The sequence below is a fragment of the Pontibacter harenae genome, assembly GCF_020907245.1.
Lineage (GTDB): Bacteria > Bacteroidota > Bacteroidia > Cytophagales > Hymenobacteraceae > Pontibacter > Pontibacter harenae.
Genome location: NZ_JAJJWH010000071.1, coordinates 1 through 11719, shown reverse-complemented (window position 1 = coordinate 11719; position 11719 = coordinate 1). Strand labels below are relative to the sequence as shown.

The window sequence follows — 11719 nt, the reverse complement described above, 5'->3', positions numbered from 1 at the left end:
GTGGGTGGAATGTAACATAGTAGAACCCGTTTTCTCTACTTGAGACCAGTCCTAAAAATGGGAGGAGCTCAGAAGCAACAGCTTATGTAGCAGGCTAATAGAATAAATACGATACATGAGCTGTTGCTTCTGCAGAGGTATGAAGGCGGTTCAACCATCAGGCATTATCGCCATCTAAACCAAAGAACCTTCTACTCTTTCAAAGAGGCCATATCAATAACAAAGCGATACTTCACATCGCCTTTCAGCAGGCGGTCATAGGCTTCATTTATTTCCTGCATGTTGATCACTTCTATATCTGAAACAATGTTATGCTTGCCACAGAAGTCAAGCATTTCTTGAGTTTCAGCTATTCCTCCGATCATAAATCCAGAGAAGCTTCGGCGGGCAGGTATAAGGCTGAACGCTGCTACCGGTAGCGGTTGTTCAGGCGCTCCTACCAATACAAAGAACCGTCTACCCGTAGCAGTTTCAGGTATGTGTTTATATCGTGCTCGGCAGAAACTGCATCCAAAAAAAAATGAAGCTTACCAGAAAACTCTTCGTTTTTGTCGCGTTATTCCCTAAAATCTTGAGTTAGCAGCTAAAATTTCATACATGAAGCTATAGGCACTACAAACAAAAAGCCCTACATGTATACCTGCAGGGCTTTTTGTTTTTATTGTTATGCTTATAAGTTGAAGGTTAAGCGGGTAAAGATAAATCTACCATTATAACCAAACTGTTGCGCGCTACGAGAATAAATAAAGCGACCTGTGCCAGAGCTGGCTGCAGCCACTTCATCTGGGTAAACGTCCAGCAAGTTATTCGCCCCTACTGTTAGCTTCAGGTTATTGTTAAAAGTATACCCAGCACTCAAATCCGTTACAACCTTTCCGCCATACCAAACCTGATTATCAGCTACGTTCGTTGCTTCCTGCACTCTACCGAAATACACGTTACGCATGAAGAAGCTCCACTTGCTTAGCGAATAATTTAATGAAAGGTTTACCTTGGTTTGCGGTACAGCAGATTGCAGATAGATGCGGCTTGCCTCATCAAAATAGGTGTTTTCTCTGCCTTCCAATTGCTCAGATGCATGTACATTTCCTACTAAATTAGTCTTAGCATAGGTACCAGCCAGGTTACCAGTAAAACGGCCGCCGCCTAACGATTTGGAATATGTTAAAACAGCATCCACTCCCCTTGTTTCAGTATCTATAGCATTCGCAAAAAAGCGGGCCGAGCCAGCATTGGCTACATCCAGCAACCTGTTTACCTCTGCTTCCTGCGGAGTAGGATTAGTAGTTACCTTACCAAACTGCCCTGTATACACAACACGGTCGTTGATGCGAATGAAATAGCCATCCAATGTTAGCTTAAAGTCACCCAGTACACTTGTGAAGCCAGCGCTGTAGTTATAAGACGTTTCCTGCTTTAGTTTAGGAATTCCCAGAAGCTTAGCCACACGACTGTTGTTGGTAAACGTTCCTGACTCCACAAATACACCATCTGTGAAGAGCGTGGAAGTGGCACTATAATATTGCTGATGCAGCGATGGTGCACGGAAGCCTGTGCTTACGGCACCTCGCAATGTAAAAGCATCTGTGAAAATATGACGTCCTGCTACTTTTCCGTTAACAGTAGAACCAAAGTCCGAGTAGTTCTCAAAACGTGCAGCCACATCAACCAAAGTCCTACTGGTAAAATTAAGCTCAACATCACCGTAAACTGAAACAGCTGTGCGAGAGGCGTCTACTGCATTATCAGGGCTGAAACCTGGAAATGACTGAGATCCACCGGCAAAAGGAGATCCGTTAGCTGCAAATCTGGTGTTAACCGTACCGCGTGGGTCTGGAATAAGTATAGGATTGCCCGAAGCATCAGTACCCACTCGTGTAGCTTTGCCGTAATTTACATAAGAGGCTTCTTCTCCGGGTAAGATCTGGTAATTCTCGTAACGATGCTCTGCACCGTAAGCCACGTTTACACCAGCCACAACATCTTTAAAGAAGCGGCTGAAGTCTAGATTTGTGGTGTTTTGCGTGAAAGAATAGCCACCGGCTTCAAAGGTTGTCGGCGAAGCAGTCAACATTGATGCATTCAGGGTATTTTCCACACTAAAGTCGATTGCGTTCTGCCCGTAGGTATTACTAAAGTCTACTTTCCAGCTACCTAATTGACCGCGGATACCTGCTGACAATGACCTATCGTAGTTATCTGTTACAATAAGAGGCATGAAGCCTAACGGGTATATAGTGGCGTTTGTCTGCGTAAGCTGGGAAGGTGCTCTATAGAAAGCGGCACCTTCGCCATGACGGAAGTTTAAACCACCAAAAGCGTAAACTTCCGTTTTTTCAGAAACTGGGTAAGCAGAGTTAAAAAATAAACTTCCTCCCCTATTTGTCGACTGGCCGACACGGCCGCTAAAGAAATCACGGGTCAAGCCTCTTCTGCTAAGCTCTGATTCGGTAATATCAGCTCCTGTTGGCGCCTGACCTGGAGTAGGATTATTATAATCGGTAAAAATTGTACCAGTATAGTCACCGCCACGATCAGTATAGTTGCGGTAATCATATGAGCCTGCCAGGTTAAAGTAAGATCCTTCAACACCCAATGGCACACCGTAATTGGCATTTACCTGTACGTTCTCACCATCTATACTGCCCTCCGAGTTTTCAGACAAGTACCCTCCAGTGGTAACGTTGGCATTCAGCTTATTTACATTATCATTCAAAATAATATTGATTACACCTGCAATGGCATCTGAGCCATACTGAGCAGATGCTCCATCCCTTAGTATCTCTATGCGTTTGATGGCTGCTGTTGGAATGGCATTCAAGTCTGTACCTACTGAGCCTTTACCAAAGCTACCATTGATGTTAACCAGTGATGTTGTATGGCGTCTTTTACCGTTGATGAGCACCAGCACCTGGTCTGGCCCCAAACCTCTTAGAGACGCTGGGTCAATATGGTCTGTTCCGTCGGTCAGTGTCTGAGTATTTGATGTGAAAGAAGGAGCCACATAGTTGAGTATCTGGTTAAGCGTAACCTGTGGTGCATCCTGCACTACCTCTCTAATATTAATTACATCAACCGGTGCAGGTGTAGTAAGTTGCGAGCGGGGAGCACCTCGTGACCCTACCACAACAACTTCATTCAGGCTCTGAGCCGTAGAAAGTACAAAGTCTACCGTAACAGTTTGCCCTGCGGCCACTGTAACCTCTTTTTGCTCCGACTCATATCCAACATAACTGGAAACCAAGGTATAAGTCCCTGGTGAGACTTTTAATTGGTACTGGCCATTCGCATCGGCACTCGTACCTGTAGACTGATCTAAGGTTCTGACCGTTGCTCCAGGTAATGGCTGAAACCGATCGCTAACTGTACCTTGTATTGTTTGCCCATTAACCTGAATGGTTAATGTCAAAACGAATGAGATTAATAAATAGATCTTGGACATAATAAGAAATTTACAAAACCATCTGAGCCTGCAGAATGCGTTTATGGTACTATCCAGCAGGAATTAGTAAAAGAATTAAGCTGCAAAAGTACAGCAATTTTAAAGTACATACATTATTTGTATAAACAAACGATTAACTAACTACTAAATAATTACCCTTGTTAGTTCCTAAAGAACCAAGCTACGTGTGCTACAAGGTTTATACTTTATAAAGACGGATAAGGTGTAAATATTAAGAACATCTTTTGGGTAATAGCAGGATGTAAAACAAAATACTGCACACTAGAGCTGTGAGTGCAGTATTTTGTTCTGGTTAAAAACTGCATAAGGTGTCTTTAAACAAGCGCCGCTATACTAAGACCACACAATATATCCGCCGCCCAAACCCTACGCTCTTATGTTGCTTATTAAAAACCTGCTGCAGCATCATCGCCTCGAGGATCTGCACCAGCCTCTAATTTACCGTTTGGCAGTACCAGTATTGCGTTTATTCTTCCATAGGGATTACGTTGTTCCAAATTATACCCTTTACGCTCAAGTGTGGTACGAACATCAGTTGGTATGGCATCTGGTTCATGCTGTATTTCGTCTGGTAGCCACTGGTGGTGGAAACGCGGTGCTGCCACAGCCTGCTGCATCGTCATGTCATGCTCCAGTACGTTAACAATAGCTTGGAAAACTGAAGTAATAATGGTGGAGCCACCAGGTGTACCTACTACCATGAAGAGTTTACCTTCCTTTTCAAGTATGGTCGGTGTCATAGAGCTTAGCATGCGTTTACCTGGTGCTATGGCATTCGCTTTGCCTCCTACCAAACCAAACATGTTAGGCACCCCTGGTTTAGCACTAAAATCGTCCATCTCGTTGTTTAGCAGGAAGCCTGCTCCCTCCACTACTACTTTTGAGCCGTAAGCACCGTTAAGTGTGGTGGTTGTGGAAACGGCGTTACCAGCAGGATCCACAACGCTGAAATGCGTAGTTTGGTCTGACTCGTAAACAGGTAACTCACCAGCTTTGATACTTGCTGAAGGTGTTGCTTGGGCCATGTCCATGGTGCTCATGCGCTCTTGCAGGTATTCTCTGTCAAGCAACTCATTCACTGGCACATCTACAAAGCCAGGATCTCCCAGATAGGCGGCACGGTCAGCATACACCCGACGCTCCGCCTCTGTCATTATCTGTACTTCTTTAGCACTTTGCCACCCATACTCCCGCAAGTTGTAAGGTTGTACCATTTCCAGTAGCTGTAGCAGGGCAATGCCTCCACTAGAAGGCGGCGGCATCGAAATTACTTTATAGCCTTTATAGTTTCCTTCTAAAGGTTTTCTCCAAACAGCGGAATAACCAGCCAAATCTTGTTTGGAAATGATACCACCACCCCGCTTCATTTCTTTTACCAGCAAGTCTGCTGTTTCTCCTGCATAGAAGCCCTCACGACCTCTATCACGCACGCGTTCTAACGTGCGGGCAAGGTTTTCATGACGAAGCGTGTCGCCAGCCTGCCATGTTTGCTCGCTAACCAGGTAAGGCTTGTGCTTGTTGTTTCTAATAAAAGCCTCCCGAGACTGATTCAGTCCTTCGGCTTCTTTCTGTGTTAGCACAACGCCATTGCGTGCCAAATCAATGGCTGGCTGCACCAGGTCAGCCCAAGGCAGCTTACCCAACTTTTGATGTAGTTTTACCATGCCGTCTACAGTTCCTGGCACCCCAATCGCTAAATGACTGTCGGTGCTCAGCCCATTAACTACGTTCCCAGCACTGTCCTGGTACATAGTTTCGGATGATGCTAATGGTGCAGTTTCACGGTAATCTAGAGTACCCGTCTCGCCAGAAGCACTGCGAAATACAGTAAAACCACCACCGCCAATATTACCTGCCACTGGAAATACCACAGCCAAGGCAAACTGTGTTGCCACTGTCGCATCGTAAGCATTCCCTCCTTTCCGCATGATTTCCATACCTACTCGGGAGGCTTCTGGGTGTGCCGATACAACCATCGCTTTATCGGTAATATAACCACGCGAATTTTCAATGACCGCAGTTGCAGAAGGAGTTGCACAACCACTTAATAAGGCAGGTAGAAGTGTTATAAACAGCAACCATAACTTTAAACGGGATGCTGTAGTTACTTGTAGATTCATTTGTAAAGTTCTTGATATATTAGGAATTCATTTTTGGCTTAAAACAAGCAAATCAAATAAATGTGATGGCTTTAACTGGGTGAAGTATTCATATTGTTTAGCCTCTTTAAATACCAAATAGCACCTCTGCCTGTTGAAGTGCTCTTTTAGGAGGATATACCAAAAAACTTCTTTAATGTTTGGTCATATGTTTCAAAAGACCAGATTAACTAGATATGTGGCGGCTCAATTCTAACAGAACATGAAGCCAAAAGAAGCTTTCTAAGTAGATGAGAAAGTCAGAGTACTGCTTGCCCATGCTCCTACAGATATGATCATAAACAACATTTCATGTAAGCTTTCTTTATACTTATTAAAGCCAGGCTTACATATAAATCAACCCCACTTCTTTCAATCCTTGCTGCATAATTTCTTTTCCAGATAAACGTATGCCGCTAGAAAGACAAAACTTAGTTAAAACCAATCTGAGGCAGCAACATCAACTCCTAAACAAGAAAAAAAGGCCAATCCAAAAATTGAACTGGCCTTATCAGGTATTACCAATTTATCTTTTACTGCAAAAATTTAGGAGCTTTGCGATGCTTTGTTCCAGTTTCGTAACCATAAGCGATTTCAATCAAAACTGGCTCACTCCATGCTCTTCCGAAAAAAGAAATACCCACGGGCAGTTTATCCACAAAACCCATAGGTACTGTAATAGCTGGATAACCAGCCTGGGCTGCAGGCGAAGAGCTTCCCAACTGGAAACTGTCGCCGTTCACAAGATCTGTTTTCCAGGCTGGTCCACCTGTTGGCGCTACTATGGCATCCAACTTGTGCTTATTCATTACCTTGTCTATGCCTTCTTCTCTGCTGCCTTTCATTAAGTTGGCCAGCGCCTCCTTATACTCCTTCGAATTCAGGTCGCCTTTTTTCTGAGCCATTTCCAGGTATTGCTGGTTAAAATGCTTTAGCTCTTCTGGGTCCTTTTTGTTGAATGCGATCAGTTCTTCCACACTTTTGATAGGTGCGTTAGGGCCAAGAGATTTAAAGTACTCATTTAAGCCATGCTTGTACTCATAGAGCATAATCTCAAAAGAATGATTGCCAACTTCTCTGTTTCCTATAGCATCAATTTCCACTATCTCTGCACCCTGGCTTTTTAAGAAAGCCACCGCTTTATACATAAGCGAATCTACTTTATAATTAACGCCCATAGGAGCCTTGTAAAAACCTATTCGCTTCCCTTTCAAACCGTCCGCTTTCAGGAACTGAGTATAGTCTGTGTGCGATTTTCCCTGGCTGGCTGCTGTTTTTTCATCTGCAACATCTACCCCAACCATGGCTCCTAAACCTATAGCAGCGTCTCTTAAAGTGCGTGCCATAGGGCCTGGCGTATCTTGGGTAGAAGAAATCGGGATAATACCAGAACGGCTGATCAGACCAACGGTTGGCTTGATGCCTACCACTCCGCTGGCATGCGCAGGGCAGACAATGGATCCGTTAGTTTCTGTTCCGATGGCAAGTACGGTAAGATTAGCGGCCACCGCTACAGCTGACCCTGAGCTTGAACCGCAAGGATTTCTGCTTAAAACGTAGGGGTTTTTAGTTTGTCCGCCAACACCGCTCCAGCCACTGGTAGACATCTCTCCCCTGAAGTTTGCCCACTCACTAAGGTTGGCTTTGCCAATAATGACTGCTCCAGCCTCTCTTAATTGCTTCGCCACGTAGCTGTCCTGCAGGGGGTATGAATTTGCCAGGGCTTTGGAACCAGCAGTAGTAGGCATTTTATCATGTGTGTCGATGTTGTCTTTCAGCACGACTGGTATACCATGAAGCGGGCCTCTTACTTTGCCCTCTTTCATCTCTTTATCCAGCTCTTCCGCAATTTGTATAGCATCTGGATTTACCTGTATGATCGAGCCAAGCGAAGGCCCGTTATCATCTATCTCTTCAATCCTGTTCAGATAAGCCTGCACCACCTCTTTGGAGGTAAAGCTACCGTCTTTAAACCCTTGCTGAAGCTGGGTTATTTCTAATTCTACAATTTTAGAACTGTCAGCACTCACCACCTGCTGCTCACTTGGAGGGGTCTGGCAGGAGATCTGAGAGAGTGGAAACATAACAACCGTGGCAAAGAATACAGTCTTATTAAAAAGGCGACCGCCCTTTGATGCCGTTATTGGAGTATACATCTTTGGTTTGTTTAGCTTGACGAAAGCTGTAAGTAAGGCAATTTGTACAAAAAATAAAACATAAATAGCCAACCAGGCAGGTGCTCGGCTATTTTAAATAGTTTCAGTATATATCAGTCTGTCCATTTAACCTCCGCAGACGTGACGAAGGCAGTTTCTATGAGAGTAGAAATTTTGTTGAACATCAACTTAATCTTTAATGAAAGGAAAGCTTGGCAACAGTTCCTCGCCAAAAATAACTAATTCACACCCTTCAGAACCTGCCTTGCTTATATATTCCTCTACTTTGTCTAACGTGGCCTGCTTGTTCAACCAGACAGGTGAGATCTGAGCCATTGCCACTTTCAATTAATTTCTACTCATACTTTATTTCTATTGAATACTTGCTATCGCTGCCTCTATATCCTGAATCAGATCGTCTGCATCTTCTATTCCAACAGACAGACGCAACAAGGCATCTGTAATACCTTGCTTCAACCGTTCTTCTTCTGATAAGCTGGCGTGCGATGATGTGGAAGGTTGGCAAACGGTGGTTTCCACACCACCCAGGCTTAGGGCTGGAATAATGAGTTGCAGCCTGTTTAGAAACTTCCCTGTTTTAGAGGCATCTTTTAATTCAAAGGAAAGCATTCCTCCAAAACCTCCTTTCATTTGCCTGGCAGCAACCGCATGGTTCGGGTGGCTCTCCAGGCCAGGATAATAAACTGCAGCTATTGCAGGGTTCTTCTGTAGTGCTTTTGCTAATTTCATGGCATTAGAGCTTTGTTTCTCAACCCTGAGTGACAGGGTCTTCAGGCTCCGCTCTATTAGGTAACAGTCCAACCCGTTCAGGCTGCCTCCAAAATTGAGGGCACTCTGGTAAATAACGTCCTTTAACTTCTGAGATGTAACAATGGCACCAAAGCACAGATCATGATGTCCTCCCAGATATTTCGTTCCACTATGCACAACAACATCAAAACCCAGAGAAATGGGGTTCTGAAAGATCGGTGTGGCGAAAGTATTATCTACCACCGATAATATATCGTTTTTTCTGGCTACTGCGCTGATGGCTTCCAAATCAACAATGGAAAGCAAAGGATTGGAAGGTGTCTCCGTGTAAAAAACTTTGGTGTTTTTCCTGATCATGGAGTCCAGCTTTCCCATTTCAGCATTTGGAACAAAGTCAAATTGGATATTGAACTTAGGAAACTCCTCCACGACCAGCTTGGCAGTACCCCCGTAAATCTCCTGTGAGAACAATGCATGATCGCCAGCTTTAAGAAAAGAAAAAAGCACAGTGGAAATGGCCGCCGATCCAGAACTGAAGGTCATCCCCGCTTCCCCTTTCTCTAGCCTGCATAACTTTTCAACAATAGCTTTCTGATTTTCTGTGTTGAAGTTTCGGGGATACAATATCTCATCATAGCCAACATACCTGTTGGCAGTTGAAGTGTATATGGGAGTGTTCACACCCTGGTGCTGCTGCTGATTATGAACACATTCTGTTTCCTTGCTGTACATACTATCTTGATTTAGTGCCTCCATTGGCTTATTCTTCTACTTCTAACGTTACCTCTATTTCTACGGCTATACCACCAGGTAAAGAACCCATGCCGACGGCTGAACGCACGTATTTTCCTTTCTCCCCGAAAACTTCCACCATCAGGTCCGAAAAACCATTGATCACTTTGGGGTGGTCTGCAAAATCTTCGGTGGCATTAACCATTCCCAGCACCCTCACAATTCTTTTTACCCGACTTAAATCGCCAAGTGCCTGCTTGATGGTGGCCAGCACGCAGACTCCTGCATTGCGTGCGGCCTGGTACCCTTGCTCTACGGTCAGGTCTTTTCCCAGTTTGCCAATATCCACAGAGGTTGGCTCTCCGCTAAAGGCATGGCCAGACAAGTACAGCAGGTTATTTACCTGAAGGTTTGTTATATAATTAGCGACAGGTTTTACAGGTACTAGAAGTTCTATTCCAAGGACTTTTAGCTGCTCTTCTGGGTTGGTCATGTTTGTTTAAAGATTATGTAGATACAAATCCAGGTGAGCAAGCACTTATCGCAGCGCTTGTTCGCCTCACAGAAATATACGGCTTAACGTTTACCTAGCCAAACTTGCGGACCAAGAAAGAGAACCTGGTATCGCAGTTTTTATAAAAAGAAACGATGTCAGATACCAAACTCCTCAGTTGATACTGAAGGCGCTTTGTGTTTAGTACCTGACAAACTCCTTACCACCTCCAGGCGCGCATGGAAAACAGGCATACTGTGCGACATGGCAGAGTTTAGCACCTGCTCGCTCTGCTGCCCGAAGCAAGGGTCCCACACCGAGTCGATGTAGCCCAGCTGGAAGGCGGCCAGGTAACGCGACACCACCTACCCATAACGCCCAGCACCATCATGATCCAGCGCTGCGGCCAGCTGGGAGGGTTGTAGCTCCAGCCAGGAGGCGTATCGGGCCCCATCTTCATGTACATGATCATATTGGGCATACCGGGAATGAGTATGGCAAGGGCTATGACGAGTGCGCCTACCATGGTATCGTTTAAATAAGCCACTGCCGTTGGTGACCAGAACAGCAGCGGTGCCATTGTAAGCCAGATACCGATAAAGCAGCAGACCCAAAGGCTGACGGGGCGGTTAGGCGTAAGCCCGCGCCAGCCGAAGAACATCAGCAGAGCACCGCTGATAATGTCGCTCCACTTCATGAACTGGATGCGCTGCTCCATGGTGAGCCACACACTCCTGCCGCCCGAGGGCTGCACCGTGCCGATTCCGTAATCGAAGGTGAGCGGTGAGAGCAGCACCCAGGCGCCGAATATGATAATCATCCAGTACACCCACATCGTCTGCATGTGGTGCATGTGAAGCATTTGCTCACGCATCTCACCTGACATCATCATGCCATCCTTGTTATCGTCGCCTTGCTGAGCGTCCTTACCGTGCTGGTGCATTTCCTGGTTGTGTTGGCGTATCTCTTTTTCGGCCATCGGTCTGCTTACGCCACGCATGCCCATGCCGCCATGCTTCCTGTCAGTATCATTATGTTGCATCTAGGGGCTTCTTGTACAGGTTGGGCTTATTTGTGGTGATGGATGAAATGGTGGCACCGATGGCAGGCCTGTCCTCTGGGCCGACGGCTTACCCGTGGCAGGCGCACGCCAGGGGCCTGGCTAGCCACCTGACGGTAGGGGTGGTAACGGATGGCGTGCTGAGAGGGCTGGATAAGGCCTTACCAAGTTAAAAGGAGGCAACAGATGTGGGCAGCATTGATAAAAGGGGCCATTGCCGGAGCCGTCGGAGTGTGGCTGATGGACAGGTTTACCTGGCACTGGTACGGCCATGAAGACACTGGTGCCTTGGTGCAGGAGAGAGTTGCGCAGAAAGGCGGAAGGTATGCGCCGAACGCAGCGGGCAAGCACCTGACGGATGCCCTAAACCTCGCCTTGCCCCAGAAGCGGCAGTACACCGTGGGCAGGAGCGTCCACTACTTCATGGGTATGGCACCAGGGGTGCTCTATGCTTTAGGGAGGTACCGCATGGAAGGGCTTGGTTGCTTGAGAGGCCCCCTCTATGGCTTCGGCTTGTTCATCGTTTTTGATGAGGTCATTGTGCCGGCTTTGGGTTATGCTTCCGGCCCGTTCGCCTATCCATGGCAGGCGCATGCAAGGGGATTTTTCGCTCACCTCATACTGGGTACCGCAACCGATACTGTGATTGGCCTGCTAGATGAGGTCCTTCCGAATTCGTAATGATTATGTACCCTATAGTGGAACTGTAATCATTGCAGTAAGTATACAGACCGTGTCACAGGTAAGCGTATGCCTACAGAGCATTACTAGCTACATACCCTAACAGGTACGATAACAGCTGTTATGTTAAACCCTCACTGTTTTTGTCTCATTATACCCTCGAATTTAGAGATTCTGGCAACGCTGACCCGTCCTGAAAAGTGTTGACCGGTTTGTTGTTAATCC

General features: G+C 46.0%; 10 protein-coding genes. 2 read left to right on the top strand and 8 right to left on the bottom strand.

Annotated features, from left to right (window positions below; all coding sequences use genetic code 11):
* Window positions 1-191: 191 nt before the first annotated feature.
* The 8 genes from LN893_RS20910 to LN893_RS19570 form a co-directional block, all read right to left on the bottom strand.
* Window positions 192-365: a hypothetical protein gene (locus LN893_RS20910; protein WP_369427715.1), complete on the bottom strand. Its 174-nt coding sequence runs from the start codon at window positions 363-365 to the stop codon at window positions 192-194.
* 305 nt (window positions 366-670) lie between these two features.
* On the bottom strand, window positions 671-3409 hold the full coding sequence (locus tag LN893_RS19595) for a TonB-dependent receptor (protein ID WP_229973028.1): 2739 nt from the start codon (window positions 3407-3409) through the stop codon (window positions 671-673).
* A gap of 440 nt (window positions 3410-3849) precedes the next feature.
* Window positions 3850-5583: a gamma-glutamyltransferase gene (gene ggt / locus LN893_RS19590; protein WP_439651231.1), complete on the bottom strand. Its 1734-nt coding sequence runs from the start codon at window positions 5581-5583 to the stop codon at window positions 3850-3852.
* 551 nt (window positions 5584-6134) lie between these two features.
* The gene (locus LN893_RS19585) at window positions 6135-7757 is read right to left on the bottom strand and encodes an amidase (protein ID WP_229973026.1); all 1623 of its coding nucleotides are present in this window, start codon (window positions 7755-7757) and stop codon (window positions 6135-6137) included.
* Between the two features lie 189 nt (window positions 7758-7946).
* Window positions 7947-8093: a nitrilase-related carbon-nitrogen hydrolase gene (locus LN893_RS20905; RefSeq protein ID WP_369427714.1), complete on the bottom strand. Its 147-nt coding sequence runs from the start codon at window positions 8091-8093 to the stop codon at window positions 7947-7949.
* Window positions 8094-8129: 36 nt separating this feature from the next.
* Window positions 8130-9284 carry a trans-sulfuration enzyme family protein gene (locus tag LN893_RS19580; RefSeq protein ID WP_229973024.1) on the bottom strand — a complete coding sequence of 385 codons (1155 nt, stop codon included), beginning with the start codon at window positions 9282-9284 and terminating at the stop codon, window positions 8130-8132.
* A 4-nt stretch (window positions 9285-9288) separates the two neighbouring features.
* Window positions 9289-9753 (bottom strand): RidA family protein, encoded by a 465-nt coding sequence (locus LN893_RS19575; RefSeq protein ID WP_229973022.1) that lies wholly within the window; start codon window positions 9751-9753, stop codon window positions 9289-9291.
* A gap of 274 nt (window positions 9754-10027) precedes the next feature.
* Entirely contained in the window at window positions 10028-10732 is a 705-nt protein-coding gene (locus LN893_RS19570) for an SPW repeat domain-containing protein (protein ID WP_229973020.1), read from the bottom strand.
* A gap of 74 nt (window positions 10733-10806) precedes the next feature.
* On the opposite strand from LN893_RS19570, the gene LN893_RS19565 reads away from it, so the two are divergent.
* A complete protein-coding gene (locus LN893_RS19565) occupies window positions 10807-10986 on the top strand; it encodes a hypothetical protein (RefSeq protein ID WP_229973018.1) in 180 nt (59 codons plus the stop codon).
* A gap of 13 nt (window positions 10987-10999) precedes the next feature.
* Complete coding sequence (locus LN893_RS19560; RefSeq protein ID WP_229973016.1) at window positions 11000-11494, top strand: DUF1440 domain-containing protein; 495 nt, start codon at window positions 11000-11002, stop codon at window positions 11492-11494.
* Window positions 11495-11719 lie beyond the last annotated feature (225 nt).

Bases quoted from the DNA above. Each gene is read 5' to 3' on its own strand.
- LN893_RS20910 (WP_369427715.1), bottom strand. From the start codon at position 365: ATGATCGGAGGAATAGCTGAAACTCAAGAAATGCTTGACTTCTGTGGC.
- ggt (WP_439651231.1), bottom strand. From the start codon at position 5,583: ATGAATCTACAAGTAACTACAGCATCCCGTTTAAAGTTATGGTTGCTG.
- LN893_RS19585 (WP_229973026.1), bottom strand. From the start codon at position 7,757: ATGTATACTCCAATAACGGCATCAAAGGGCGGTCGCCTTTTTAATAAG.
- LN893_RS20905 (WP_369427714.1), bottom strand. From the start codon at position 8,093: ATGGCTCAGATCTCACCTGTCTGGTTGAACAAGCAGGCCACGTTAGAC.
- LN893_RS19580 (WP_229973024.1), bottom strand. From the start codon at position 9,284: ATGGAGGCACTAAATCAAGATAGTATGTACAGCAAGGAAACAGAATGT.
- LN893_RS19575 (WP_229973022.1), bottom strand. From the start codon at position 9,753: ATGACCAACCCAGAAGAGCAGCTAAAAGTCCTTGGAATAGAACTTCTA.
- LN893_RS19570 (WP_229973020.1), bottom strand. From the start codon at position 10,732: ATGGCCGAAAAAGAGATACGCCAACACAACCAGGAAATGCACCAGCAC.
- LN893_RS19560 (WP_229973016.1), top strand. From the start codon at position 11,000: ATGTGGGCAGCATTGATAAAAGGGGCCATTGCCGGAGCCGTCGGAGTG.